This window comes from Variovorax sp. RO1, from assembly GCF_002849325.1.
Classification (GTDB): Bacteria; Pseudomonadota; Gammaproteobacteria; order Burkholderiales; family Burkholderiaceae_C; genus Variovorax.
On sequence record NZ_PKMT01000002.1, the window covers coordinates 211638 to 238134 of the forward strand.

Consider the following 26497-nt stretch of genomic DNA (forward strand, 5'->3'; position numbering starts at 1 on the left):
CGCTGGCTGCGTACATAGTTGCGTACATAAACTGAGTTTTGCCCTGATGTCGAACGACAAATTCCTCGAAGAAACAAAGCGGAGACGCACTTTTGCTATCATCTCCCACCCTGACGCCGGCAAGACCACGCTGACCGAAAAACTGCTGCTGTTCTCGGGCGCGATCCAGATCGCCGGCTCGGTGAAGGCCCGCAAGGCCTCGCGCCACGCCACCTCCGACTGGATGGAAATCGAGAAGCAGCGCGGCATCTCGGTGGCCTCGTCGGTGATGCAGATGGTGTACCGCGAGCACGTGATCAACCTGCTCGACACCCCCGGCCACAAGGACTTCTCGGAAGACACCTACCGCGTGCTCACCGCCGTCGACTCGGCGCTGATGGTGATCGACGCCGCCAACGGCGTGGAAGCGCAGACGCGCCGGCTGATCGAGGTCTGCCGCCAGCGCGACACGCCCATCATCACCTTCGTCAACAAGATGGACCGGGAAGTGCGCGAGCCGCTGGACATCCTGGACGAGGTGGAGCGCGAACTCGGCATGCCCTGCGTGCCCATGACCTGGCCCGTGGGCCAGGGCAAGAGCTTCCGCGGCATCATGAACCTGCGCACGCAGGCGATGACGGTGTTCGAGTCGGGCAGCGAGCGGCTGCCACACGACTTCGAGACCATTCCGCTCACTGAGCGCGACACGCTGACCAAGCGCTTCGGCGCCGACTTCGAGCACGCCATGGAAAGCATGGAACTCGCCACCGGCGCCTCCCCCACCTGGGACCGCGAGGCCTTCCTGGCGGGCAAGCAGACGCCCGTGTTCTTCGGCTCCGGCGTGAACAACTTCGGCGTGATGGAAGTGCTCGACGCGCTGGTCGACCTGGCGCCGCAACCGCAGTCGCGCACCAGCACCACGCTGGTCAACCGCCAGCCGGTGGTGAAAGAGATCCAGCCCGAGGACAAGGACTTCGCGGGCGTGGTCTTCAAGGTGCAGGCCAACATGGACGCCAACCACCGCGACCGCATCGCCTTCGTGCGCATGGCCTCGGGCAAGTACACGCCGGGCATGAAGCTCAAGGTGCAGCGCACCTCGAAAGAGCTGCGCCCCACCAGCGTCGTGACCTTCATGAGCCAGCGCCGCGAGGCGGTGGAAGAGGCTTACGCCGGCGACATCGTGGGCTTCACCACCCATGGCGGCGTGCAGCTGGGCGACACCATCACCGACGGCGCGAACCTGCAGTTCACCGGGCTGCCCTTCTTCGCGCCCGAGCTGTTCATGACCGTGATCCTGAAGAACCCGCTGCGCACCAAGCAGCTGCAGCAGGGCCTGGCCCAGCTCGGCGAGGAAGGCGCGATCCAGGTCTTCCGCCCCGAGGTCGGCGGCCCGATGCTGCTGGGCGCGGTCGGCCAGCTGCAGTTCGAAGTGGTGCAGCACCGCCTGAAGGCCGAGTACGACGCCGATGTGCGTCTCGAAGGCTGCCAGTACACGGGCGCGCGCTGGATCACGGCCGACACCCCGGCCGAGCTGCGCGAGTTCGTCCACGCGTACCCGGTGCGCATGGCCAAGGACGCGGCCGACACGCTGGCCTTTTTGTGCACCTCGCCGTACGACGTGCGGCTGGCGCAGGAGCGCTTTCCGAAGATCCACTTCCATCCGCTGCGCGAGCACGCGGGGCTGGCGCTGCAGAGCGCGGGCTGATCGGATCGATCGTCGGGTGCGTCAGCTGCCCGACGAGGTGTAGTGGCGCAGCCCGATGCGCCACGCACCGAACGCCGCCGCGAGGAACACGAAGCCCGCGAGCGGCGACACCCATCCCACCCAGGCCGGCGCGCCCAGCGGGTCGGTCTTGCCCAGAATCGCCAGCACCGGGTAGTACGCCACGCAGGCCAGCGGCACGATGAAAGTCAGCACACGGCGGAACCACTGCGCATAGAGCGCCAGCGGGTACTGCGCCGCCTGCACGCCGCCGTAGGTGAGCACGTTGGCGATCTCCAGGCTCTCGACGGTCCAGAACGACAGCGTGCCCTGCAGCACGAGGATGCCGAGGAACAGCGCGATGCCGCCGGCCATGGCGAACACTGCGACCGCCACGGCGCCTGGCGTCCACGCGATGTCGGCCTGCACGGTTGCGAAGGCCAGCACGAGCAGGCCCTGCAGCAGCCGGCCCAATCGGCTGATGCGCACGTCGTGGCCCATGAGCTGCAACGCGAGCGGGCGTGGGCGCAGCAGCAACCGGTCGAAGGTGCCGGTGCGCAGGAACTCGGTGCCCAACACGTCGAAGCCGCGACCCAATGCGTCGGCGAGGGCGAACATGCAGTTCACGAGGCCATAGAACAGCGCGACCTCGCCGATGCCCCAGCCTTGTACCTCGCCGAAGCGATGGAACAGGGCCCAGACGGCGACCACTTCGATGCCTGTGCCGAGGAACTGGCCGAGGGTGAGCAGCAAAGCCGATGCGGGGTATCTCGCCTGGCCGCTGATGGACGCGGCCATGAGGCGGAAGAAAAGGGGAAGTGCGCCCATCTTCAGTGGCTCTCTTGACTTGGTTTGCCGCTGTTCAGGGCGCATGCACAGGCCACCGGGTACTTCCCTCCGCGAATGTCCCCCGGGCTTCGCCCTCCTCCTTGATTTCGCTGCGGGAAGCACCCAGTGGCCTGCGCACACTGAGTGCGGTCGTTGTGCTGGTCGAACCACCGCTGTGCGGATTGCGTCATGCCACTCATTGCTCGTAGCAGATGTCCAGCCGGATCAATGCGCCGCGGGCATCGATGCGATCGGCTCGGAAGTAGAAGCGGCCGCGGTAGCTGTCGAGGTGAAGGGGTCCGGTGACCGGGTCGCCCCAGCTCGTCACCGAGAAGCCCTGCGCGCGCAGCCATCGCAGCAAGGTGTCCAGGCGCTGCGGGTCGGCGTCGACGCGGATGTCGGCGTCTGCGGGCGGGGTGCCTTGCGGGTCTTGCTGCCAGCGCGCGAAGCTGCCGAACAGCGTGAAGGCGTGTCCTTCTGCGCGCATGGCATCGAGCAGCGCGGCGGTGGCTGGCAGGTCGATGCGCTCGCGCTGCTTGCGAAAGACCAGCGCGTGTTCGTGGCGCCGGTCAGTGCGGGGATCGGCGTCGCTGTCTTCCACGTCGTGCGGATAGACCAGCACGCGCTCTTCTTCCATCGTGAAGAGCGACCCCAGGATGCGTGCGAGATCGAAGACCAGCGGCAGCACGCGATCGCCGATCCGCAGGTTCTCCACCATCGCGATGCAGGCGCCGCCTTCGCGCAATCCGGCGCGGACGCGGTGGAAGACGTTGCGCAGGCCGTCGAGGTGCTGCGCATAGCTCGGGCTGTCGTAGAGCTGGGACGCTGCCTGCGCACCGGTCCAGCGGCAACCGAAGTAGGGCACGTTCGTCAGGCACAGGTCGAAGGGCGGGAGCGCGGCGTCTTCGAGCGCATCGCACGAGGCGTGCAGGAGCGTCGTGCCGTGGGCGAAGCCATGGCGTGCCAGCCGCTCGCGGACGAGGTCGATGCGGCCGGCATCGACTTCGCAGCCCAAGGCCTGTCGGTCTTCGAGGCGCGCCGCGAGCAGCGTCGTGCCGAAGCCGGCGAACGGATCGAACACCGTGTCGCCCGGCTGCGAGAACCGGCGCACGAAGGGCAGCATCTGCTCGACCCATCCGCAATCGCGCCCGCCCATCGGGTCGCGCGCGCGCAGGTCGTCCGGCAGCCGGTAGCACGGCGATTCATGGTCGAGCCTCAGCCAGCTGTGGGTGGTCATGGACAGGCCTGTGCGGTGCGCGTGTCGAGCAACACGTCGTGCCCCGGCTCCCAGCCGGCGCAGAGCTGGCCGTCGGCAAAGTAGACAAGCTTGTAGACGTCGCCGGTCGCGTGGCGCGCGTGCATGGCGCCGTAGTCGGCGCTTTCGAAGACGACCGTCAGGCCGTTGTCGGTGCGCAGGCGCAGGTTCCAGAAGTAGTAGCCCTCGGTGAGGCTTTCGAGGGTCCACCCGCGCGAGACCTCGGGGTCGTCGAGGCAGGCCGTCAGCAGCGCATCCATCGAGACTCGCTGTGCACGCAGGTAGCGCGCGGTGGCGTTGTCGCGATAGCCGTCGTCGAGCCGCGAGAACTCCCGGAAGACGACGGTGCCCGCGCCGCATTGCCGTGCCCACGCGAGGTACGCGGCCACGTCGGGCGGCTGCGCGACGCCGCCGCGCTGGAGGATGCACACGAACCGCAGCGCCGCCGCATCGGCGAGCTGGCGCGCGGTGCGTTCGAACACGGTCTGGTCACCGATGGCCACCTCGGGCCTGAATCGCATGATGGCCTGGTTGAGCGCGCCGTCGTGGTGGTGGCGGGACAGCTCCAGCCAGCTCATGCCGAAGCTTGGCAGCGCACTCCGCAGCACCTCGCCATGCGGTCCGGCGAAGCCTGCGCCGTTGGTATAGAGCACGCGGTCTTCGACCACCGGGCCCTCGCCTTCGCTCGCGGCCAGCGTGTGGAACAGCCGAAGCATCCAGTCAGCGTCGTCGCTCGTCTCCAGGCCCGAGAGCGACCACGACAGCGGCACGCCGTGCAACGCCCGCAGCGCGCGGGACAGGCCGTCGAAGTAGTCGGGCGCCGGACGCAGCCGGGACGCCGACGTTCCGCCCTCGGTCTTGCGCAGGTTTTCCGAGCAGAAGCCGCAACGTGCCGAGCAAGGCTTCACGGACGCGTACGGCGTGAACGTGAGGGGCAGCGCAAAGCGTCGCTCAATGCCGCCGATCGTGTGCGTGTGCCAGCGCGCGGCTTCGTGCGAAGGCGGCGCGCGAAGGGTCACCCCGCGCACGGACCGGCGAAGGCGCTCGAAGAGCGGGGAGCTCGCGCTGCGCGGCAAGTCGGCGACGGCGATCTGGTCGATCGCGCAGGTCACGGTCCGCGTAACGAGGGACGTTTGCGCATCGGCTTCAACGGGAATGACGGGGCGCATGGCAGGAGCGGGGTTGTCGCAACCGCCACCATACGACAGCGCTGCCTCTGCTGGTTGAAGTGGTCCCGTGCGCACGCCCGTCACCCTAGCCACCTTGCACCTGCAGGCTGCGCATCGTCCGCCCCATCGTCACCTTCCCGAACGCCACCAGCGCGACGATCCAGAAGCACTGCAGGCCCAGGCCACCCAGCGCATACCAGCCGCTCAGTTGCCCGAAGTACAACCGCGCCGGAATGTCGATCAGCCCGGCCAGCGGCTGCACCAGCAGCGCGGTCTGCCAGGCGTCGGGCAGCAGCGCCAGCGGCAGCAGGTTGCCCGAGAACACGATGACCACGGGTGTCGCCACCGCCTGGATGCCGCGCTCGTTGAGTGCCGCAGTGGTCGCCACGTTGAGCAGCATCACCATCGCGGTGGAGAGCAGGAGGCCGAGCACCACCGACAGCAAAAATGCCGCACCGGCCACCGCGTTCGCGGGCCCTTGCCAGGCCCAGTCGCCCAGCCCCATCAGCGGCAGCGCGATCGCCGCAAAAGCCGCCATGAGCGCCACGCGCGGCAGCAGGCGCGCCGCGATCCAGCCTGCGGTGCGCGCAAACCACAGCGCGTACGCGTCCACCGGGCGCAGCCGGTCGTAGGCGACCGCGCCGGTGCGCGCGGCCTGCGCCACCTCCGGGTCGCCGAGCCAGGGCATCAGCACCAACAAACCTTGCGCGAGCCAGGTGTAGGTGATGGCCTGGGCCAGCGACATCGACGAGGCCGCGCCCGCGATGGCGCTGCCGCTGTAGAACGCGGCGAACACCATCACCTTGATGCCACCCCACCAGCACTGCGTGGCAAAGCCCGCGAGTGCCGCGGTGCGGTACTGCAGCATCTGCAAGAAGCGCGAGATGAACGCCGCGACATACGGCCGGGCGAGGTCGCGCGGGCCCATGGCCGGCTTCACGCCTCGGCCGCTCCGTGCATGGCGTAGAAGCGCGCGATGACGGCTTCGATCGCGAGGCCTTCGAGGCGGATGTCTTCCACGGCGTGCGCACCGGCGATGCGAGCGATGAGCGCAGGCGCTGGGGTCTGCTTGGGGTCGAAGTCGAGCACCAGCGTCTGGCCGTCGCGCGAGTGCACGGTGGCGCCGTCGACGTGCGCGGGCAGCGTGGCGTCTTGTGCAAAGTCGACCACCAGCCGGCGCTCGGCCAGCACCTGCGCACGCAGCGCCTCGACCGGGCTGTCGGCCAGCACGCGGCCGTGGCCGATGACGATCACGCGCTGGGCCAGGGCCTCGATGTCGTGCATGTCGTGCGTGGTCAGCAGCACGGTGGTGCCGCGCTCGCGGTTGGCGCGGCGAACGAAGTCGCGCACGGCGAGCTTCGAGGGTGCATCGAGGCCGATGGTCGGCTCGTCGAGGAACAGGAGGTCGGGCTCGTGCAGCAGCGCCGCCGCAATCTCGGCGCGCATGCGCTGGCCCAGCGAGAGCTGGCGCACCGGCTGGTCGAGCACGCGCTCCAGGTGCAGCAGCGCGACCAGCTCGTCGCGTGTGCGGCGGTAGCGCTGCGGGTCGACGCGGTAAATGTCTCGTAGCAGATCGAAGCCGTCGCCCACGGGCAGGTCCCACCACAGCTGCGTGCGCTGGCCGAAGACCACGCCGATGCGCGCCACGTGCCGCTCGCGGTCGGCAAAGGGGTCGCGGCCGTCGACTTCCACGCGTCCGCCGTCGGGCCGCAGGATGCCCGACAGGATCTTGATGGTGGTCGACTTGCCCGCACCGTTCGGCCCGATGAAGCCCAGCAGCTCGCCGCGCTCCAGTGCGAACGACACGTCCGACAGCGCCTCCACCGTGCGGTGGCGGCGCTGCAGCAGGCCGCGCAGCGCCCCGCGCAGACCGGGGTCGCGCTCGGACACCTTGTAGGTCTTGCGGAGGTGGTCGACGAGGATGTGAGGCATGGTGAGAGAAACAGAGCGAGAGCGCCGCGCCGGCCCTGAAAGCGCGGCGGGGGCGGGATGCTACACGAAAGCGCCGGTACGATCACGGGCCCTCCCGAGAATCCAGCCCCATGTCTTCGATGTCTTCGCCTCCCCTGCCCGCCTCGCCCCACCACCTGCTGCCGCTCGCACGCTGGCCCGCCGACGCGCGCGCGGCGCTGACCGGCGTGTTCACCGACATCGACGACACGCTCACCACCGACGGCGCGATCACGCCCGACGCGTTGAAGGCGCTGGCCGACCTGAAGGCCGCGGGCCTCGCCGTGGTCGCGATCACCGGCCGGCCCGTGGGCTGGAGCCTGCCCTTCGTGAACAGCTGGCCGGTCGATGCCATCGTGGCCGAGAACGGCGCGGTGGCGCTGCGCCCGGCGGCCGATGGCGGTGTCGAGAAGCGCTACCAGCAGGACGCCGCCACGCGCGCCGCCAACTTCGCGCGCATGCAGGCCGTGCTGGCGCGCATCGAGCGCGAGATTCCCGGCGCCGGCCGCGCCACCGACTCGCCCGGACGCGAGACCGACATCGCGATCGACCACAGCGAGTTCGTGACGCTCGACGACGACACCATCGCCCGCGTCGTCGCGCTGATGCGCGGCGAAGGCATGCACGCCACCGTGAGCAGCATCCACATCAACGGCTGGTACGGCGACAACGACAAGCTCGAAGGCGCGCGCTGGATCGTGCGCGAACTCTGGGGCCGCACGCTCGACGACGAAATGGACCGCTGGGCCTACGTGGGCGACTCCACCAACGACCAGCTGATGTTCCGCAGCTTCGCGCACAGCATCGGCGTGGCGAACGTCGCGCGCTTCGTGCCGCAGCTGGAACATCTGCCGCGCTACGTGACGCAGGGCGAGCGCGGCGCGGGGTTTGCCGAGGCTGCGCACGCGGTGCTGTCGGCGCGCTGAGCAGCGCCTTCTTCCAAGGTCGCAGACGAAAAAAAGGCCCGCACAGGGCGGGCCGAATGGACCGGTTGAACGACCCTTGGAGAAACTTGCGGGGGTGCGGTCGCGCAGCACGCGACCGCTCAAACCATCAGAACGTGTGGCGGATGCCGAACTCGTAGCCCATCGAGCTCTTGGCCTGCAGCGCCGTGCGGTTGAACGTAGTGGCGTACGACGGGCCTGCACCCACCGTGAGGCCCGCGCCGTTCTTGTTGCTGACGCGTGCGACCGTGCCGTACAGCGCGGTGCGCTTGGACAGGTTGTGCACGTAGCCCAGCGCGAGCTTGCTGGCCTTCGGGTCGGCGTTGTTCACGCCGAAGACCGGCACGCGGTTGAAGTCGTACTTGACCTGCGAATATGACGCGCGGATCACGCCCGGGCCGACCGGCACGGTCACGCCCAGCAGGTAGCCCGTGAGGTCCACGTCCTGGCCGGTCGTGAAGATGTTCAACGCGTTGCGCTCGTCCTTCGAACGCGAGATTTCGCCGAACAGCTTGGCCACGCCGAAGTCGTAGGTCGCGCCGAGGTTGAAGGTCTTGATCTTGCCCGGACGTGCCACGGCGGCGGCGCCGCTGCCGCTCGTGAAGCTGGTGTCGTTCTGCGCGTAGCTGGCGGCGATGTCGAACGGACCCGTCGTGTAGCCCAGGCGCCCGCCGATGTGGCGGCCGGTGTTGGTGCTGGCGGCGGTGTCGGGCGACAGACGCGTCTGCTCGGCCAGGCCGTAGGCCACGTTGCCGTACAGACCGCCCAGGCGCGGCAGGAAGTACTGCACCATGTTGCTGGCGCGCTTGTAGGTGCTGTTGCTGCCGTAGCCGCTGCCCGACACGCTGGCTTCGTTGGCGTCGATGATCAGCGAGCCGCCGATGCCGGTGTCGCCGAACGGATCGAACTGTTCTTCGTTCATCACCGTCGCGGTCTTGTCGCGGCCCAAGCGCAGTTCACCGAAGCTGCCTGCCAGGCTCACCGTCGAACGGCGGGTGAAGCTCGACACGCCGGTGGCGCCGTCGTCGTTGGTGATCGGGGCTTCGAGCCAGAAGCTGGCCGACAGGCCGCCGCCCAGGTCTTCCACGCCGCGGAAGCCGAGACGGCTCGAGCTCAGGCCCGAATTCGCCAGCTCGGTGCGGCTGGCCTTCACGCTGTAGGCGGGGCCGAAGGGGTTGGTCGAAACGCTCTTGTTCGCTACGTTGCGGTAGGCGGCATCGACCACGCCGAACAGGGTCACGGTCGATTGCGCCGACGCGGCGCCGCAGGCTGCGATGGCAGCCAGAACAAGCAGGGATTTTTTCATTCGTGTCACTCCAGGATGGGAAAGTCGCTGCGCCGACATCGGGCGCGACAGTGGGACGTCCGGGCGATGCCGCCGCGAGACTGGGTCCGAGTTTTCCTTCGCTGGAAGACAAAGGGATTACATAGGGTTAACGCCTAAATTACTGAGGGTTTTAGGGGGTGAGTTTGGGACACCGATCGGGGATCGGGGTAGGCGCTGCATGGCGCAGGCCGAAACGTGCATAGAAAAATCGAATTTCTATGCACGTCGTCGACGACATGCATAGAAATGAGAAATGGACGGAATCCATGTTCAGCAGCGACCGTGGCCGCTGCCGTGTTCCCCCGCCTCACTTCTCCTTCGCCAACCCCAGCTTGTCGATGATCACCTTCTCGCGCACCACCGTGTCCTGCGCGAACTTGGTGTACGTGGCCGAGCTCATGTAGTTGGGCAGCATGTCGTAGCGGCCGAGCGACGCGACGTAGCTCGGTTCTTCCATCGCCTGCTTGAAGGCGTCGTGCAGCTTCTTCACGACCTCGGGCGAGGTGCCCTTGGGGGCGCCGATGCCGAAGGGCGAGTTCTGCACCACGTCGTAGCCCAGCTCTTTGAGCGTGGGCGCGTCGGGGAACTTGGCCAGGCGCTTGTCGCCCCAGGTGTTGAGCACGCGCAGCTTGCCGGCCTCGACCTGCGGCGCGAAGCCGGTGCTGTCGGCCGCCGCCATGAGCTGGCCGCTGACCACGGCCAGCATCAGGTCGGCGCTGCCCTTGTAGGGCACGTGCTGCAGCGTGATGCCGGCCTTCTGCGCAATGATTTCGGTCGTGAGATGCGGGCTGGTCAGGTTGCCGGTCGAGCCGTAGGTGAGCTTGCCGGGGTTGGCCTTGGCGTAGGCGACGAAGTCGGCCCAGGTCTTGAACGGGCTGTCGGCCGGCACGACGATGCCGAAGGCATAGCCGGTGACGTTCAGCACGTACGTGATGTCCTTGAGCGGGTCCCAGTTGATCTTGGTGGTGTAGCCCAGGCGGAACACGCCCAGCGGAATCTGCGCGACGGTGTAGCCGTCGGGCTGCGCGGTCTGCAGCGCCTGCGCGGGCAGCGTGCCGCCGGCGCCGGGCTTGTTGTCGATGATCACGGGCTGGCCCAGGATCTTGCTGGCGTTGTCGGCCAGCTGGCGCATGGTGATGTCGGTCGGGCCACCGGCGGGGAATGCGATGACCAGCTTGATGGGCTTGGAGGGAAAGGCCTGCTGCGCAAAGGCCGCCAGCGGGGAGACGAGGCCGCACGCGGCAAGCGTGGCGGCACAGAGGAGCGAAGAGCGGCGGAGCATGGCGGACGAATTCCTGAAACTTGGGAAAGCGCCGATTGGGCCCGGCCCGGTGGTCGAAGGCAATCGGGGCTCCCCTGATTTCCCGGGGAAACCAGGGCCTATTCAGGCAGCGCAGTCGCCTGCGCGTCAGCAGCGGCGCCTGGGTGGCTCCCGCTGCTTCGGTTGCTTACTTCTGCGCGAAGCCTTCGAGAACGTTGACGGCGTTCACACCCACCTCGGCGACCGCGTAGCCGCCCTCGAACACGAACACGGTGGGCAGGCCCGCGCGCGCGAGGTCTTCGCCCATGCGCAGGTAGTCGTCGCTCTTCAGCCTGAAGCCCGAGATCGGGTCGCCCTCGAAGGTGTCGACACCGAGCGAGACCACGAGCGCGCCGGCTTTCACCTTCGCGATGCCGTCGAGTGCCGTGCCGAGCGCCGCGCGCCAGGCCGTGAAATCGGTGCCGCGCGGCAGCGGCAGGTTGTGGTTGAAGCCCTCGCCCTTGCCGGCGCCGCGCTCGTCGGCATGGCCCAGGTAGTACGGGTAGTCGGTGAACGGATCGCCGTGCAGGCTGGCGAAGTGCACGTCGCTGCGCTCGTAGAAGATGGCCTGCGTGCCGTTGCCGTGGTGGTAGTCGACATCGAGCACGGCCACGCGTTCGACGCCCGTATCGCGCAGCGCCTGCGCGGCCACGGCGGCGTTGTTGACGAAGCAGTAGCCGCCGAAGAAGTCGGCGCCCGCATGGTGGCCCGGCGGGCGCGTGAGCGCGAAGGCGCTGCGCTCGCCGCCGGCGATGACGCGCTGCGCCGCGGTCCACGCACAGGCGGCGCCGTGGCGTGCGGCGGTCCAGCTGCCGGCCATCAGCGGCGTACCGGCATCGAACGCAAAGAGGCCCAGGCGCGCGGGAAAACTCTTCGGCAGCACATCGGTGCGCATGCCCCGCGTGGGCCAGTACGAGGGCAGCGCGTCGCGCGTGGCGTTGGCGGCGTCGAGCGCCACCCACTCGTCCCAGGCATGGGCGATGAAGTCGAGGTAACGCGGTGCGTGCACCTTTGCCAGCAGTGCTTCATCGAACGCGTCGGGTGCCTGCAGCGGGCCGAGGCCGCGCCGTTCCAGCTCGTGCCTCACATGGTCGACGCGGGCGGGCACCTCGAAGCAGGGCACCAGCTCGCCCCGGAACATTTCGACTTTGCCTTGGTGCAGTGCGTGCTGGTCGTTGTAGATGGTGAGCATGAAGCAGCGAGAAGCGTGACGACAGGGCCCGCCATCATGCCGCACGCCGCAGCACCGCCCGGCGCCGCCCCGAGGCGGTGAGACCGAACAGGTCCTTCGGGTCGTCGAGCTCGGGCACCAGCGCGATCTGCCGGCCCACGCCGCGCTCCAGCGCCAGCTGCTGGATGCAGCGCAGCGCCGTGTAGTCCTCCAGCGCGAAGCCGACCGAGTCGAAAACCGTCACCTGATCCGGCCGCTCGCGCCCGGGCACTTCGCCGACCAGCACGCGCCACAGCTCGTGCACCGGGAAGTCGGGCGCCAGCTGCTGGATCTCGCCCTCGATGCGGGTCTGCGGCTCGTACTCGACGAACACGCGCGCACCGCGCAGCACGTCGGGGTGCAGCTCGGTCTTGCCGGGCGAATCGCCGCCCACGGCGTTGATGTGCATGCCGGGCTCGATCATCTCGGGCGTGAGCACGGTCGCATGGCCCTGGTAGGCGGTGATGGTGGTCACGATGTCGGCGCCGCGCACCGCCTCGGCGGTGGAGCCGGCGCGCACGATCTCCATCGGCGTGCAGGCCGCGAGGTGGCGCACCAGCTTGTCGGTGGCGTGCGGGTCGGTGTCGAACACGCGCACCTGCTCGATGCCCAGCAGCGCATGGAAGGCCAGCGCCTGGAACTCGCTCTGCGAGCCGTTGCCGATGATGGCGAGGCTGCGCGCGTCGGGCCGCGCCAGCGCCTTGGCGGCCATGGCCGAGGTGGCGGCCGTGCGCAGCGCGGTGGTGAGCGTGAGTTCGGACAGCAGCACGGGGTAGCCCGTGTCGACCTCGGCCAGCACGCCGAAGGCCATGACCGTGGGCAGGCCGACCTGCGTGTTGTGCGGATGGCCGTTGACGTACTTGAAGGCGTAGGCGCCGTCGTCGGCCACGGGCATGAGTTCGATCACCCCCAGGTGCGAATGGCTGGCCACGCGCGCCTTCTTGTCGAACTCGCGCCAGCGCAGGAAATCGTCGCGCAGCGCGTCGGCCAGGGTGATGAGGAATTCCGGAACGCCGGTCTCATCCACCAGGCGAACCAGGCTGTGAACATCGATGAAGCGGGTCATGGCGCGGCTCCTTGCGTAGCCCTGACACGGCGCTTCATCCGTTCACACGGTCTCCACCATGGCTGATTCAGGATGCGCCTGCGCCAAGGGTTCAAGCCATTGTGCGCCTGCGCGCGTCAACGTGCCAACACGGCCTTAAGAGCTACGCCAGTGTGCGTACCCAATCGCACCACCTCCTCCGGCGGCGCTGCCGCGACGATGCGTCCGCCGGCGTTGCCGCCCTCGGGGCCGAGGTCGATGATCCAGTCGGCTTCGGCGATCACGTCGAGGTCGTGCTCGATCACCACCACGCTGTGGCCGCCGTTCACCAGCCGGTGCAGCACGTGGATCAGCTTCTCGACGTCGGCCATGTGCAGGCCCACGGTCGGCTCGTCGAGCACGTACAGCGTGTGCGGCGGCTTCTGGCCGCGGCGCGTGATGTCGTCGCGCACCTTGCTGAGCTCGGTCACCAGCTTGATGCGCTGCGCCTCGCCGCCCGACAGCGTGGGCGACGGCTGCCCCAGCGTGAGGTAGCCCAGGCCCACGTCCTTCAGCAGCTGCAGCGGATGCGCGATGTTGGGCATGCTGGCGAAGAACTCGACCGCTTCGTCGACCTCCATCTTCAGCACGTCGCCGATGCTCTTTCCGCGCCAGCTCACGGCCAGCGTCTCGGGGTTGAAGCGCGCGCCGTGGCAGACCTCGCAGGGCACCTTCACGTCGGGCAGGAAGCTCATCTCGATGGTGCGCACGCCCGCGCCATCGCAGCCCGGGCAGCGGCCTTCGCCGGTGTTGAAGCTGAAGCGCGCCGGACCGTAGCCGCGCGCCCTGGCTTCCAGCGTGTCGGCAAAGAGCTTGCGGATGGTGTCCCAGAAACCGATGTAGGTGGCGGGGCAGCTGCGCGGCGTCTTGCCGATGGGGGTCTGGTCGACCTCGAGCACGCGGTCGATGACCGCGTAGCCGTCGACGCCGCGGCAACCGATCCAGGCCGGGCGCTTGCCCGCGGCATCGGCGTCGCGGCCGGCCTTGGTCATGCGCTGCACGACGATGCCCTGCACGCTGGCCAGCAGCACGTCGCGCGCGAGCGTCGACTTGCCCGAGCCGCTGACGCCGGTGACCACCACGAGGCGGTGCAGCGGCAGCGTGGCGGTCACGTCCTGCAGGTTGTGGAGGTCGGCGCCGTGCACGGTGAGCCAGTTGCCGCTGTCTTCCGCCTTCGGATCGGGCGAGGGAATCAGGCGGCGCGCCTGCAGCGGGTGCTTGATGGCATCGCGCAGGTAGCGGCCGGTCTGCGAATCGCTCGCCTTCTGGATGTCGGCCACCGTGCCCTCGGCCACGAGGCGGCCGCCGCGCTTGCCGGCGCTGGGACCGATGTCGATGATGTGGTCGGCGCGGCGGATGGTGTCTTCGTCGTGCTCCACCACCACCAGCGTGTTGCCCTTTTCGCCGAGCTTGTGCAGTGCGTTCAGCAAGATCTGGTTGTCGCGCGCATGCAGCCCGATGGTCGGCTCGTCGAGCACGTAGCACACGCCCTGCAGGTTGCTGCCCAGCTGCGCCGCCAGGCGGATGCGCTGCGCCTCGCCGCCCGAGAGCGTGGGCGCGCCACGATCGAGCGTGAGGTAGCCCAGGCCCACCTCTTCGAGGAACTCGAGGCGGCTCTTGATCTCTGGCACAAGGTCACGTGCGATCTCGGCTTCGCGGCCGGTGAGCACCAGCCCTTCGAACCACTGGCGCACCTCGGTCACGCTCATGCGCGCGAGCTGCGTGATGCCGATGCCACCCGAGCCGTCGGCCGCGGTGCCGAAGCCCACGGCGCGCGCGGTGGCGTTCAGGCGCGTGCCTTCGCAGGTCGGGCACGCCACGTCGGCGAGGTCTTCCACCTCGGGTTCGGCGAAGGTCTGCTCGCGGCCCTTGCTGTCGTCGTCGCGGATCGAATCGTCGAAGACCTTGCGCTGGTCCTTGCTGAGCTTCACGCCCGTGCCCACGCAGTCGGGGCACCAGCCGTGCTTGCTGTTGTAGCTGAACAGGCGCGGATCAAGCTCGGCATAGCTGGTGCTGCACACCGGGCAGGCGCGCAGCGTGGAGAACACCTGCACGCGGCCGATGCCCACGGCGGACACGCCGGCCATCATCGCGGCGCGCAGGCCGTCGAGTTCGCTCAGCACATGCACCACGCCCTTGCCGTGCTCCAACGCCTTGGTGAGTGCGGCGCGCAGCTCGTTCTCCTGCGAGGGCAGCACGTCGAGGCTGGCCACGGGCAGCTCGATGCTGTGTTCCTTGAAGCGGTCGATGCGCGGGAAGCCCGTGGTCGGCAAAAAGTCGCCGTCCACGCGCAGGTGCGTGAAGCCGCGCGGGCGCGCCCAGTCGGCCAGCTCGGTGTACACGCCCTTGCGGTTGCTCACCAGCGGCGCGAGCAGGCCGATGTGCTGGCCCTTGAAGTTGCGCATGAGCTGCGCGGCGATGCTGTCGGGCGTCTGCGGCTGCACGGCCGCGCCGTCGTGCACGCAGTGCTGGATGCCCAGCTTCACGTACAGCAGGCGCAGGAAGTGCCAGACTTCGGTGGTGGTGCCCACCGTGCTCTTGCGGCCGCCGCGCGACAGGCGCTGCTCGATGGCCACGGTCGGCGGAATGCCGTACACCGCATCCACTTCAGGCCGGCCCGCGGGCTGCACGATGCTGCGCGCGTAGGCGTTGAGCGATTCGAGGTAGCGACGCTGGCCTTCGTTGAACAGAATGTCGAACGCGAGCGTCGACTTGCCTGAGCCGCTCACGCCCGTCACCACGCTGAACTTGCCGCGCGGAATGTCGACGCTGAGGTTCTTCAGGTTGTGCTCGCGCGCGTTGACGATCTCGATGGCGTTGCTGCCCGGCGCCGTCTTCGCGTTGGCGATGTAGCGCCGCGCGGCGCGTTCGGCCACCTTGTAGGCGCCGGGGCCGATGGCCAGTTCGTAGTCGGCCAGCGCCGCGCCGGTGAGCGAGGCGCGGTTTTCGCGTAGCTGCTCGGGCGTGCCCTCGGCCACCACCTCGCCGCCGCCCTCGCCGCCTTCGGGGCCGAGGTCGATGAGCCAGTCGCTGGCGCGGATCACGTCCAGGTTGTGCTCGATGATGATCAGCGAATGGCCGGCGTCGAGCAGCTTGCGCAGCGCGCGCATGAGCCGCGCGATGTCGTCGAAGTGCAGGCCGGTGGTCGGCTCGTCGAACAAAAACAGCGTGCCCTTGCGCGCCACCATCTGGCGGCTCGCGGTCGCGCTCTTGGCGGCCTCGGCCAGGAAGCCCGCGAGCTTCAGGCGCTGGGCCTCGCCGCCCGACAGCGTAGGCACGGGCTGGCCGAGCTTCACGTAGTCCAGGCCCACGTCGACGATGGGCTGCAGCACGCGCAGCACGTCGCGGTCGGTGTCGAACAGCGCCGCAGCCTCGGCCACGGTGAGTTCCAAAATATCGGCCACGTTGTAGCCCTTGCCCTTGCGCTCGATCTTCACTTCGAGAATCTCGGGCCGGTAGCGCTTGCCGTCGCAGTCGGGGCAGCGCAGGTACACGTCCGACAGGAACTGCATCTCGACGTGCTCGAAGCCCGAGCCGCCGCAGGTCGGGCAGCGCCCGTCGCCGGAGTTGAAGCTGAACTTGCTCGCGGTGTAGCCGCGCTGGCGCGACAGCGCCGCGGTGGCGAAGATTTCGCGGATGGCGTCCCACGCGCCCACGTAGCTCGCGGGGTTGGAGCGCGCGGTCTTGCCGATGGGCGACTGGTCGACGAACACCACGTCGCCCAGGTGGTCGGCGCCGAGCATGCGGTCGTGCGCGCCCGGCGTCTCGGTGGCCTTGCCGAAGTGGCGCATGAGCGCGGGTGCCAGCACGTCCTGGATCAGCGTCGACTTGCCCGAGCCGCTCACGCCGGTCACGCACACGAGGCGCGCGAGCGGAAAGTCGACCGTGATGTTCTTCAGGTTGTGCTCGCGCACGCCTTCGAGAATGAGCCGGTGCGTGTTCTCGCTCACGATCCGCTTGAAGCCCATGCCGATCTTCTTGCGCCCGCCCAGGTACTGGCCGGTGAGCGTGTCGGCGTCGCGCAGCATGTCGGTGGTGCCGTCGAACACGATCTGTCCGCCGCGCACGCCGGGGCCGGGGCCCATGTCGATCACGCGGTCGGCGGCAAGCATCACGGCCGGGTCGTGCTCGACCACCACCAGCGTGTTGCCGGCATCGCGCAGGCGCAGCATGGCCTCGGTGATGCGGTTCATGTCGCGCGGGTGCAGGCCGATGCTGGGCTCGTCGAGCACGAACAGCGTGTTCACCAGCGAGGTCCCCAGCGCCGTCGTGAGGTTGATGCGCTGCACCTCGCCGCCGCTGAGCGTGCGGCTCTGGCGGTCGAGCGTGAGGTAGCCGATGCCGACGTCGTGCAGGTAGCGCAGGCGCGTGGTGATTTCCTCGAACAGCAGCTTCAGCGCCTGCGCCTCGCCTTCGCTCGCGGGGCTGCCATTGCCGTGGTGCTCCACGCGGTCGAAGAACCTGCGCAGCCGCTCGATGGGCAGCAGCATCAGGTCGTGCAGGCACAGGCCGGGCAGTGCCTCGAGCTGGGCGCGGCTCCACTTCGCGCCGGTGGGCAGGAAGCGCTTTTCAGGCGGCAGCACGGCGTCGGCGTCGTCCTTGCTGCCGATGCGCCACAGCAGCGGATCGAGCTTCAGGCGCGCGCCGCTGCAAACGGGGCACGGCGTGTAGCTGCGGTACTTCGACAAGAGCACGCGGATGTGCATCTTGTAGGCCTTGCTCTCCAGATAGCCGAAGAAGCGGCGCACGCCGTACCACTGCTTGTTCCAGTTGCCGTCCTTGTAGTTGGGCGTGCCCTCGATCACCCAGTGCTTCTGCTCCTCGGTGAGCTTGTTCCACGGCGTGTCGCGCGGAATGCCGGCCGCCTCGGCGTGGCGCATGAGGTCGTCCTGCGCCTCTTTCCACGCGGGCGTCTGGATGGTCTTGATGGCGCCGGCGCGCAGCGTGAGCTTGTCGTTCGGGATCACGAGCCCCAAATCGACGCCGATCACGCGGCCGAAGCCGCGGCAGGTGTCGCAGGCGCCCACGGCCGAGTTGAACGAGAACATCGACGGGATCGGGTCGGTGTAGCGGATGTCGCTTTCGGGGCAATGCAGGCCGGTCGAGAACTTCCACACGTCGGTGGGTGCGTTCTCTTCCGCGCCAGTCGCATGCACGGTGACGCGCCCGCTGCCGCGCTTGAGTGCCACCTCGATGGCTTCGACCACACGCGCCCGCTCGGCACTCGAGATGCGGAAGCGGTCGGCCACCACGTCGAGCACCTTGCGCGGCCCGGTGGGCGTGGCCACCTCGCGCTCGGCCTGCACGCGCGTGAAGCCGCTGGCCGACAGCCACTGCGTCACTTCTTCAGCCGACGTGCCGGCCGGCAGCTCGACCGGGAAGGTGATGACGATGCGCGGATCGCCCGCGGCCGCCGCCCGCTCGGCGATCTGCGCGTAGATGCTGTCGGGCGAGTCGTGGCGCACCGGCAGCGCGGTCTCGCGATCGAACAACTGGGCTGCGCGCGCGTAGAGCAGCTTCAGGTGGTCGTTCAGCTCGGTCATCGTGCCGACCGTGGAGCGCGACGAGCGCACCGGGTTGGTCTGGTCGATGGCGATGGCGGGCGGCACGCCCTCCACCTTGTCGACGGCGGGCTTGTCCATGCGGTCCAGGAACTGGCGCGCATAGGCGGAAAAGGTCTCCACGTAGCGGCGCTGGCCTTCGGCGTAGAGGGTGTCGAACACCAGGCTCGACTTGCCCGAGCCGCTGGGCCCGGTCACCACGGTCATCTCGCCGGTGCGGATGTCGAGGTCGAGGTTCTGGAGGTTGTGCTGGCGCGCGCCGCGAATCCGGATGGAGCCCTGTGTCATGAGTGCCTTGAGGGGTGGGGCAAACATTCTAGGGAGAGCTTCGTGACGCTCCGGCCCACGCCGGCGCATGGGCGGCGCCCGCGCAGGGGTTTGTCCGGATTCGTCGCAAGACACTTTGTGAAACAAATGCGACATTTGTTTTCACAATTGTTCAGTGAGTCTCCCGAAGGCTCCGAAAGGCTTTCATGACGAAGAAGAAAGTGGCAGGTTCACGGCACGCGCTCAGCGTGGCCGCCCTGCTCGCGCTGTGCGCGATGGGTGCCTCCGCCCAGATCGTGATCGGCCAGACCGCCGGCATGACCGGCTCGGTGGCCGCGAGCGTCAACGAGACCATCGGCGGCGCGCAGCTGGTGATCGACGCGGCCAACGCCCAGGGCGGCATCCACGGCGAGAAGATCGAGGTGATCCGGATGGACGACGCCTTCGACGTGAAACGCGCGGGCGACAACGCACGCGCGCTCATCGAGGACAAGAAGGTGCTCGCGCTCTTCATGAGCCGCGGCACGCCGCACTCGCAGGCCATCATTCCGTACCTGGACAAGAACGAGGTGGCGCTCATCGGCCCCTCGACCGGCGCGATGGTGTTGCACAAGCCGCTGCAAAAGCATGTGTTCAACGTGCGCGCCACCTACCAGCGCGAGGCCGAGAAGGCGGTGCAGCACCTGCTGACCATCGGCCTCACGCGCATCGCCGTGGTCCACGTCACCGACTCGTTCGGCGCCGACGCGCTGCAGGGCGCGATGAACGGCTTCACCAAGGGCAAGGCCCAGCCGATCGCCACCGTGCCGGCCGACCGCGAGAAGCCCGACTACAAGACCATCGTGCCCGCCATCATGAAGGCCGACGCGCAGGCGGTGGTATGGATCGGCTCGGGCGTGGCGGTGGTCGACGGCATCAAGGCGCTGCGCGCCGCGGGCTCGGCGGCGCAGGTGGTCACGCTGTCGAACAACGCCTCGTCGGGCTTCATCAAGCAGTTGGGCGACGCCAGCCGCGGCGTGATCGTGACGCAGGTGTTCCCCAACGAACGCTCGATGGGCCAGCCGATGGTGAAAGAGGCACTGACGCTCGCCCGCGCCAAGGGCCAGGGCGAGCTGTCACCGGCCGCGCTCGAAGGCTTCGCCTCGGCCAAGGTGCTGGTGGAGGCATTGCGCCGCGCGGGCCCCAAGCCCACGCGCGCCAAGGTGCTCGCGGCGCTCGAAAGCCTCAAGGGCTACGACCTGGGCGGCGGGCTCGAGGTGAGCTACTCGCCGCAGGACCACAGCGGCATCGACTTCGCGGACCTCGCGATCATCAGCGAAGGCCGCTTCAAGCGCTGACAGGGCCCGTTACTTCGCGGCGGAAGCCGCGGCAGCCGGTGCCGAGGCGCCAGGCGCCGGCGTGGTCGCGTGCGTCGCGTCGCCGCCGTGCTTCTCGCCGGACATGTCGATCTTGTCGCCGCCCATCGAAATCACATACAGGGCAATGGCGGCGAAGATGACGAAGCCGACAACGATTTTCCACATGGGTACTGTCTCCTGAGAAGGTGAAAAGGGGGATGAAGCGCGTTCAAGAAAAAGGCCTCATGCCGCTGGGCATGAAGCCTCTTTGTTGAACGGAGGGCAGCCGCCGCGCGGCCCCCTCCAACTGCGCGCAGATCAGTCGTTGGCGTAGATGTCCACGTCCTTGGTCTCGCGGATGAACAGCGTGCCGATCACCAGCGTGATGCCCGCGATGATGATCGGGTACCACAGGCCGTTGTACATGTTGCCGGTCGAGGCCACGATGGCGAAGGCGGTGGTCGGCAGCAGGCCGCCGAACCAGCCGTTGCCGATGTGGTACGGCAGGCTCATCGAGGTGTAGCGGATGCGCGTGGGGAACATCTCGACCAGCATCGCGGCGATCGGACCGTAGACCATAGTCACCAGCAGCACCAGCCAGAACAGCAACACGATGGTCAGCACCTTGTTGATCTTGGCGGGGTCGGCCTTGGCCGGGTAGCCGGCGATCTTCAGGTCTTCGGCCACGCCCTTCTTGAAGGCGGCAATGGCCTTGACGCTGCCTTCGTCGAACTTGGAGTTCGCGACCACGCCGGTGGGTGCCTCGACGGTCTTGTCGCCGATCTTCACGACGGCGGCAGAGCCGGGCGCACCGGCCACATTTTCGTAGCTCACCGAGTTCTGCACGAGGTAGCGCTTGGCGATGTCGCACGAGCTCTTGAAGTCGATCTCGCGGGCCACCGGGTTGCCCTGGAACGAGCAGGTCTTCGGGTCGGCCGTCACCGTGACGCCGGCCGTGGCTTGCGCGCGGGCCAGGTCGGGGTTGGCGGCTTCGGTCAGCATCTTGAAGACCGGGAAGTACGTGACCACGGCCAGCAGGCAGCCGGCCATGATGATCGGCTTGCGGCCGATCTTGTCGGACAGCGTGCCGAACACCACGAAGAAGGGCGTGCCCAGCAGCAGCGCGGCGGCGATCATCAGGTTGGCCGTGGTCGCATCGACCTTGAGCTGCTGCGTCAGGAAGAACAGCGCATAGAACTGGCCCGAGTACCAGACCACGGCCTGGCCGGCCGTGAGGCCCACCAGCGCCAGGATCACGATCTTCAGGTTCTTCCACTCGCCGAACGATTCGGACAGCGGCGCCTTCGAGGTCTTGCCCTCGGCCTTCATTTTCTGGAAGGCCGGCGACTCGCTCAGCGACAGGCGGATCCACACCGAGACGCCCAGCAGCAGGATCGACACCAGGAACGGAATGCGCCAGCCCCAGTCGCCGAATGCCTGCTCACCGAGCCAGGTGCGCACGCCCAGAATGACGATCAGGCTCAGGAACAGGCCGAGCGTGGCCGTCGTCTGGATCCACGAGGTGTAGGCACCGCGCTTGCCGTGCGGCGAGTGCTCGGCCACGTAGGTGGCGGCACCGCCGTACTCGCCGCCGAGCGCCAGGCCCTGCAGCATGCGCAGCGCGATCAGGATCACCGGCGCCGCGACGCCGATGGTCGCGTAGCTGGGCAAGAGGCCGACGATGAACGTCGACAGGCCCATGATCAGGATCGTCACCAGGAAGGTGTACTTGCGACCGATCATGTCGCCCAGGCGGCCGAACACGATGGCGCCGAACGGACGCACCAGGAAGCCGGCGGCAAACGCCAGCAGCGCAAAGATGAAGGCCGCGCCCGCATCCAGCCCGCTGAAGAACTGCTTCGCGATGATCGCGGCGAGCGAACCGTACAGATAGAAGTCGTACCACTCGAACACGGTGCCGAGCGAGGAGGCGAAGATGACCTTCTTCTCCTCCGCGGACATGGGCCGGGGGGCCGGATGCGGCATTCCCCTTGAATCTAGCGTGGCTGCCATCGTCGTCTCCTGGTGTGTATGTATGCGTTCATCGGTGCCCGGCATTCGGGACCGTGAGGCATTCTTGGAGGCGCGACTGACCCGAGGCTTTCGCGAAACTGAACGGGCGCTTACGGTTTAGGGTGAAACCCGCGCTGCTCGTTTCAGCTTGTAAGAAACAAAGACCCTGCGCGGGTTTGTCCTCATCCGGGCTTTTCAGCCCTTGCTGCTGCGCAACAAAGACGGACGCTGGTCGGCGCCGGTCCATTGCGGACCGTCGAACCACGCATCGCCCTGCAGGTAGGCGCGCAGCATCGCCAGGCCGTCGAAACCCCAGAACAGGCGCCCGTCGACCACGTAGCACGGCACGCCGAACACGCCCTGCGCCACGGCCTCGTCGGTGTTGCGCTTGAGCAAGGCCTTGTTCTCGTCGCCGTTCACATCGCGCTTGGGCTGCAGCTGCGCCGTGAGCGCGGCCAGCCGCGTGGCGTCGCCCGCTTCTTCGCCGCCGCGCCACACGTGGCGAAAGAGGGTCTCGGCCGCGAGGCGGTTGATGCTGCCGTCGTCGCCCGTGGCCACGGCCAGGCGCAGGTGCGGCAGCGGGTTGTAAGGATGCGAGGCCGGCATCTCGATGGGGATGCCATGCGCCTGGCCCAGCCACAGCACGTGGCGGTAGGTCCAGCTGCGCTTGGAAGGAATCTCGGCCGGGCCGAGCTGGCCGTGGTGCTTGAGCAGCGCGCCCAGCAGCACGGGCTTGTAGGCCACGCTCACGCTCAGGCCTTCGAGCGCCTCGGGCAGGTGCTCGAACGCGAGGTGCGCGTAAGGCGAAATGAAGTCGAGATAAAAGTCGATGTGCTTCATGCGTCGGTGTCTCCGGGGGTGGTTTCGGGCACGCGCCAGATGCCCGCCTGGGCGCGCAGTTCGATCGCGCGCCACACCTGGCGCCGCGTGTCGTCTTCCATCTTGCTCCAGCCGGCGATCTCGGGAATGGTGCGCAGGCAGCCTTCGCAGAAGCCGCTCAGGCGGTCCATGCGGCACACCGACGAGCACGGCGAAGGCACCTCGCCCTCCGTGCGCTGCACGGCGGTGGCGCGCTCGGCGAGCGCGTGCGCTTCGTCGAAGTTCACACCACGTCGGCCACCGGCGCGCCGGTGAGCTTCTCTAAATCGTTCGGGTGCAGCTGGAACACGGCGTGCGGGTGGCCCGCGGCGGCCCAGATTTCCTCGAAGCGAAACAGCTCGCGGTCGATCAGCACCACGGGCTTCGTCACATGGCCCACCGGCGACACGCCGCCGATGGTGAAGCCGGTGCGCGCCTTCACGAAGTCGGCGTCGGCGCGGCCGGTCTTGCCGACGATGGCATCGACCTTTTTCTCGTCGACGCGCTTGTCGCCCGAGGTGATGACCAGCACCGCCGCCTCGTCGCTCTTGCGGCGGAAGATGATGCTCTTGGCGATCTGACCGACCGAGATGCCGAGCGCGTCGGCGGCCTGCTGCGCAGTGCGGCAGGCGTCGTCGAGCATGCGGGGCGATGGGGATGGCCGGCGTCCTGCAGCACGCGGGAGACGCGCTGGACACCTTCAGGGAGGGAATGGAGTTCGGAGCCGCACATGGCAAGTTCTTCGAGGTTCGTGGGGGCGTTCGCCCTGCGTTGCAAGGCCTCGAGCATACGGAAAAGCCCCGCGCACCGACGCCACCGCCGCATCCGCCCCTCCACCCCGGCGCACCAATGCGGAGAGCGCCGGCGCACGACGCCCGTGCGTTCCACGCCGCGCCCGGTCCGCTTTCGGTGCGCCATCGGCCGATGAGGCCCGCCACACGGGCTTTGGCGCGCGGCACGCTTATTGCTGAGCAACGTTGCGACCCACCGGCCTCTGCGGCGGGTTCGCAGTGCCTCCGCTAACGACGGCGGGGTTCAAGCGCACCGATGGCCGCCCGCCGCCGGTTCGTCTGCTCCAACCCATTTCGCATCCGTTCCGTCGCGGGGGCCCCAACGACGCTGTCTGTTCGACAGCGGCTGCGGGGGCGCCTTCCAGGGCCGGTTGCGTGCAGGACCCCCAATGAAGATCGCAGTCATCGGCCACGGCATGGTCGGCCACAAATTCCTCGAGCAACTCCACACGCTCGGCATTCCCGGTGCACAGGTCACCGTGCTGTGCGAAGAGCCGCGCCCGGCCTACGACCGGGTGCACCTGTCCGAATACTTCTCCGGCAAGACAGCCGACGACCTGTCGCTGGTCGAGCCGGGCTTCTTCGAGCGCAGCGGCTTCACGCTGCGCCTGGCGGCCCGCGCGGCGGCCATCGAGCGGCGCAACAACACCGTCACCACGGCCGACGGCGAGGTGATCGCCTACGACAAGCTGGTGCTGGCCACCGGCTCCAACCCCTTCGTGCCGGCCGTGCCGGGCCGCGACCGGCCGAACTGCTTTGTCTACCGCACCATCGAGGACCTGGACGCCATGAAGGCCTGCGGCGCCAAGTCGCGCAGCGGCGTGGTGGTGGGCGGCGGCCTGCTGGGCCTGGAATGCGCCAAGGCGCTGCGCGACATGGGCCTGGAAACGCACGTCGTCGAGTTCGCGCCGCGCCTCATGGCCGTGCAGGTCGACGAAGGCGGCGGCCGTGCGCTGCGCGGCAGCATCGAGGCGCTGGGCCTGCACGTGCACACCGGCCGCAACACGGTGGAAATCACCGACGGCGCGAGCGCGCGGCACCGCATGGTGTTCGCCGACGGCACGCACCTGGAGACCGACATGATCGTGTTCTCCGCCGGCATCCGCCCGCGCGACGAGCTCGCGCGCCAGAGCCTGCTGGCCGTGGGCCCGCGCGGCGGCGTGGCGATCGACAGCCACTGCCGCACCAGCGACCGCAACGTCTACGCCATCGGCGAATGCGCGTCGTGGAACGAACAGACCTTCGGCCTCGTCGCGCCGGGCTACGACATGGCGCGCGTGGCCGCCCGCCACATCGCCGGCCAGGACGACGCCGCCTTCACCGGCGCCGACCTGAGCACCAAGCTCAAGCTGATGGGCGTCGATGTCGCCAGCATCGGCGACGCGCACGGCAAGACGCCGAAGTCGCGCGCCTACCAGTACATCGACGAGCGCAAGCAGGTCTACAAGAAGATCGTGGTGAGCGAAGACGGCAAGCAGCTGCTGGGCGCCGTGCTGGTCGGCGACGCCACCGAGTACGGCACGCTGCTGCAGCTGGCGCTCAACGGCATCGCGCTGCCCGACGAGCCCGAGTTCCTGATCCTGCCGTCCAGCGACGGCAAGGCCAGGCCGGGCCTGGGCGTCGATGCGCTGCCCGACAGCGCGCAGATCTGCTCGTGCAACAGCGTCACCAAGGGCCAGATCTGCGAGGCCGTGGGCCAGGGCGTGTGCACGCCCGCCGAGATGAAGGCCTGCACCCAGGCCGGCGCCACCTGCGGCGGCTGCGTGCCGCTGGTCACGCAGGTCATGAAGATGGAAATGGCCAAGCGCGGCATGGCCGTGAACAACCACCTGTGCGAGCACTTCCCCTACTCGCGCCAGGAGCTGTACCACCTCATCCGCGTGGGCGAGATCCGCAGCTTCGCCGACCTGCTCACGAAACATGGCAAGGGCCTGGGCTGCGACATCTGCAAGCCGACCGCCGCGAGCATCTTCGCCTCGTGCTGGAACGAGTTCGTGCTCAAGAAAGACCTGGCCGGCCTGCAGGACAGCAACGACTACTTCCTGGGCAACATCCAGAAGGACGGCACCTACTCCGTCGTGCCGCGCATGCCCGGCGGCGAGGTCACGCCCGACGGGTTGATCGCCGTGGGCCATGTGGCCAAGAAGTACGGCCTGTACACCAAGATCACCGGCGGTGCGCGCGTGGACATGTTCGGCGCGCGCGTCGAACAGCTGCCGTCCATCTGGGAAGAACTCATCGCCGCCGGCTTCGAGTCGGGCCATGCCTACGGCAAGTCGCTGCGCACGGTGAAGAGCTGCGTGGGCTCCACCTGGTGCCGCTACGGCGTGGACGACAGCGTCGGCCTGGCCGTCGAACTGGAGAACCGCTACAAGGGCCTGCGCGCGCCGCACAAGATCAAGTTCGGCGTGTCGGGCTGCACCCGCGAATGCGCCGAGGCGCAGGGCAAGGACGTCGGCATCATCGCCACCGACAAGGGCTGGAACCTCTATGTGTGCGGCAACGGCGGCATGAAGCCGCGCCACGCCGAGCTGCTGGCGAGCGACCTGACCAAGGCCGACCTGATCCGCATGATCGACCGCTTTCTGATGTTCTACGTGCGCACGGCCGACCGCCTGCAGCGCACCAGCACCTGGCGCGAGAACCTCGAAGGCGGCCTCGACTACCTCAAGGGCGTGCTGCTGCAGGACACGCTGGGCCTGGGCGCCGAACTCGAGACCCAGATGCAGCACGTGGTCGACACCTACCAGTGCGAATGGAAGACCGCCGTGACCGACCCCGCCACGCGCCAGCGCTTCCGCTCCTTCGTGAACAGCGAGAAGCCCGACGAGCACATCGTCTTCGTGCAGGAGCGCGGCCAGAACCGCCCCGCGCGTCCCGAAGAGCGCCGCGAAACCAGCGCCGCCTGAGCGACCAAAAAAG

The 26497-nt window shown here is 68.3% G+C and carries 18 protein-coding genes and 1 pseudogene; 4 read left to right on the forward strand and 15 right to left on the reverse strand.

All coding sequences use genetic code 11. The annotated features are described in order from the left end of the window. Positions 1 to 46 precede the first annotated feature (46 nt). Positions 47 to 1684 (forward strand): peptide chain release factor 3, encoded by a 1638-nt coding sequence (locus CY658_RS12185; protein ID WP_101490487.1) that lies wholly within the window; start codon positions 47 to 49, stop codon positions 1682 to 1684. A gap of 21 nt (positions 1685 to 1705) precedes the next feature. Here CY658_RS12185 and CY658_RS12190 read toward each other — a convergent pair whose 3' ends face one another. From CY658_RS12190 to CY658_RS12210, 5 genes are all read right to left on the reverse strand, one after another. Then, positions 1706 to 2509: an ABC transporter permease gene (locus CY658_RS12190; RefSeq protein ID WP_101490488.1), complete on the reverse strand. Its 804-nt coding sequence runs from the start codon at positions 2507 to 2509 to the stop codon at positions 1706 to 1708. 196 nt (positions 2510 to 2705) lie between these two features. Next, complete coding sequence (locus tag CY658_RS12195; protein WP_101490489.1) at positions 2706 to 3746, reverse strand: DNA methyltransferase; 1041 nt, start codon at positions 3744 to 3746, stop codon at positions 2706 to 2708. Next, a complete protein-coding gene (locus CY658_RS12200; protein ID WP_101490490.1) occupies positions 3743 to 4876 on the reverse strand; it encodes a hypothetical protein in 1134 nt (377 codons plus the stop codon). The genes CY658_RS12195 and CY658_RS12200 overlap by 4 nt, the downstream gene beginning before the upstream one ends. A gap of 142 nt (positions 4877 to 5018) precedes the next feature. Next, a complete protein-coding gene (locus CY658_RS12205) occupies positions 5019 to 5861 on the reverse strand; it encodes an ABC transporter permease (RefSeq protein ID WP_101491264.1) in 843 nt (280 codons plus the stop codon). Positions 5862 to 5869: 8 nt separating this feature from the next. Then, a complete protein-coding gene (locus CY658_RS12210; protein ID WP_101490491.1) occupies positions 5870 to 6865 on the reverse strand; it encodes an ABC transporter ATP-binding protein in 996 nt (331 codons plus the stop codon). A gap of 119 nt (positions 6866 to 6984) precedes the next feature. Between CY658_RS12210 and CY658_RS12215 the strand changes: the two genes are divergently transcribed. Continuing rightward, on the forward strand, positions 6985 to 7809 hold the full coding sequence (locus CY658_RS12215) for an HAD-IIB family hydrolase (RefSeq protein ID WP_101491265.1): 825 nt from the start codon (positions 6985 to 6987) through the stop codon (positions 7807 to 7809). Positions 7810 to 7936: 127 nt separating this feature from the next. Here the strand turns inward: CY658_RS12215 and CY658_RS12220 are convergent, their stop codons facing one another. From CY658_RS12220 to uvrA, 5 genes are all read right to left on the reverse strand, one after another. After that, the gene (locus CY658_RS12220; protein WP_101490492.1) at positions 7937 to 9133 is read right to left on the reverse strand and encodes a porin; all 1197 of its coding nucleotides are present in this window, start codon (positions 9131 to 9133) and stop codon (positions 7937 to 7939) included. A gap of 328 nt (positions 9134 to 9461) precedes the next feature. Continuing rightward, positions 9462 to 10436 carry a Bug family tripartite tricarboxylate transporter substrate binding protein gene (locus tag CY658_RS12225; protein ID WP_099793160.1) on the reverse strand — a complete coding sequence of 325 codons (975 nt, stop codon included), beginning with the start codon at positions 10434 to 10436 and terminating at the stop codon, positions 9462 to 9464. 166 nt (positions 10437 to 10602) lie between these two features. Then, positions 10603 to 11646 (reverse strand): histone deacetylase family protein, encoded by a 1044-nt coding sequence (locus CY658_RS12230; protein WP_101490493.1) that lies wholly within the window; start codon positions 11644 to 11646, stop codon positions 10603 to 10605. Between the two features lie 34 nt (positions 11647 to 11680). Continuing rightward, positions 11681 to 12730, reverse strand: coding sequence for an ornithine cyclodeaminase (locus CY658_RS12235; RefSeq protein WP_101490494.1), 1050 nt, complete (start codon positions 12728 to 12730; stop codon positions 11681 to 11683). Positions 12731 to 12846: 116 nt separating this feature from the next. Beyond that, positions 12847 to 18597, reverse strand: coding sequence for an excinuclease ABC subunit UvrA (gene uvrA, locus CY658_RS12240; RefSeq protein ID WP_101490495.1), 5751 nt, complete (start codon positions 18595 to 18597; stop codon positions 12847 to 12849). A gap of 185 nt (positions 18598 to 18782) precedes the next feature. Between uvrA and CY658_RS12245 the strand changes: the two genes are divergently transcribed. After that, on the forward strand, positions 18783 to 19913 hold the full coding sequence (locus CY658_RS12245; protein ID WP_101490496.1) for an ABC transporter substrate-binding protein: 1131 nt from the start codon (positions 18783 to 18785) through the stop codon (positions 19911 to 19913). Positions 19914 to 19922: 9 nt separating this feature from the next. Here the strand turns inward: CY658_RS12245 and CY658_RS32755 are convergent, their stop codons facing one another. The 5 genes and pseudogenes from CY658_RS32755 to CY658_RS12265 form a co-directional block, all read right to left on the reverse strand. Beyond that, the gene (locus CY658_RS32755) at positions 19923 to 20099 is read right to left on the reverse strand and encodes a hypothetical protein (protein ID WP_180838938.1); all 177 of its coding nucleotides are present in this window, start codon (positions 20097 to 20099) and stop codon (positions 19923 to 19925) included. Between the two features lie 132 nt (positions 20100 to 20231). Beyond that, entirely contained in the window at positions 20232 to 21926 is a 1695-nt protein-coding gene (locus CY658_RS12250) for an MFS transporter (protein ID WP_101490497.1), read from the reverse strand. A 195-nt stretch (positions 21927 to 22121) separates the two neighbouring features. Continuing rightward, entirely contained in the window at positions 22122 to 22766 is a 645-nt protein-coding gene (locus CY658_RS12255; protein ID WP_101490498.1) for a 2-hydroxychromene-2-carboxylate isomerase, read from the reverse strand. Then, positions 22763 to 23032 (reverse strand): DUF1289 domain-containing protein, encoded by a 270-nt coding sequence (locus CY658_RS12260; protein ID WP_101490499.1) that lies wholly within the window; start codon positions 23030 to 23032, stop codon positions 22763 to 22765. The genes CY658_RS12255 and CY658_RS12260 overlap by 4 nt, the downstream gene beginning before the upstream one ends. Further along, a pseudogene (locus tag CY658_RS12265) lies at positions 23029 to 23516 on the reverse strand (YbaK/EbsC family protein). The gene CY658_RS12260 and the pseudogene CY658_RS12265 overlap by 4 nt, the downstream one beginning before the upstream one ends. Positions 23517 to 23964: 448 nt before the next feature. Between CY658_RS12265 and nirB the strand changes: the two are divergent. Next, complete coding sequence (gene nirB, locus CY658_RS12270; protein ID WP_101490500.1) at positions 23965 to 26484, forward strand: nitrite reductase large subunit NirB; 2520 nt, start codon at positions 23965 to 23967, stop codon at positions 26482 to 26484. Positions 26485 to 26497: the final 13 nt, after the last annotated feature.

What these genes read in the sequence shown, in the direction of transcription:
- CY658_RS12185 (WP_101490487.1), top strand. Translation starts at nt 47, where the DNA reads ATGTCGAACGACAAATTCCTCGAAGAAACAAAGCGGAGACGCACTTTT.
- CY658_RS12190 (WP_101490488.1), bottom strand. Translation starts at nt 2,509, where the DNA reads ATGGGCGCACTTCCCCTTTTCTTCCGCCTCATGGCCGCGTCCATCAGC.
- CY658_RS12195 (WP_101490489.1), bottom strand. Translation starts at nt 3,746, where the DNA reads ATGACCACCCACAGCTGGCTGAGGCTCGACCATGAATCGCCGTGCTAC.
- CY658_RS12205 (WP_101491264.1), bottom strand. Translation starts at nt 5,861, where the DNA reads ATGGGCCCGCGCGACCTCGCCCGGCCGTATGTCGCGGCGTTCATCTCG.
- CY658_RS12210 (WP_101490491.1), bottom strand. Translation starts at nt 6,865, where the DNA reads ATGCCTCACATCCTCGTCGACCACCTCCGCAAGACCTACAAGGTGTCC.
- CY658_RS12215 (WP_101491265.1), top strand. Translation starts at nt 6,985, where the DNA reads ATGTCTTCGCCTCCCCTGCCCGCCTCGCCCCACCACCTGCTGCCGCTC.
- CY658_RS12220 (WP_101490492.1), bottom strand. Translation starts at nt 9,133, where the DNA reads ATGAAAAAATCCCTGCTTGTTCTGGCTGCCATCGCAGCCTGCGGCGCC.
- CY658_RS12225 (WP_099793160.1), bottom strand. Translation starts at nt 10,436, where the DNA reads ATGCTCCGCCGCTCTTCGCTCCTCTGTGCCGCCACGCTTGCCGCGTGC.
- CY658_RS12230 (WP_101490493.1), bottom strand. Translation starts at nt 11,646, where the DNA reads ATGCTCACCATCTACAACGACCAGCACGCACTGCACCAAGGCAAAGTC.
- CY658_RS12235 (WP_101490494.1), bottom strand. Translation starts at nt 12,730, where the DNA reads ATGACCCGCTTCATCGATGTTCACAGCCTGGTTCGCCTGGTGGATGAG.
- uvrA (WP_101490495.1), bottom strand. Translation starts at nt 18,597, where the DNA reads ATGACACAGGGCTCCATCCGGATTCGCGGCGCGCGCCAGCACAACCTC.
- CY658_RS12245 (WP_101490496.1), top strand. Translation starts at nt 18,783, where the DNA reads ATGACGAAGAAGAAAGTGGCAGGTTCACGGCACGCGCTCAGCGTGGCC.
- CY658_RS32755 (WP_180838938.1), bottom strand. Translation starts at nt 20,099, where the DNA reads ATGTGGAAAATCGTTGTCGGCTTCGTCATCTTCGCCGCCATTGCCCTG.
- CY658_RS12250 (WP_101490497.1), bottom strand. Translation starts at nt 21,926, where the DNA reads ATGGCAGCCACGCTAGATTCAAGGGGAATGCCGCATCCGGCCCCCCGG.
- CY658_RS12255 (WP_101490498.1), bottom strand. Translation starts at nt 22,766, where the DNA reads ATGAAGCACATCGACTTTTATCTCGACTTCATTTCGCCTTACGCGCAC.
- nirB (WP_101490500.1), top strand. Translation starts at nt 23,965, where the DNA reads ATGAAGATCGCAGTCATCGGCCACGGCATGGTCGGCCACAAATTCCTC.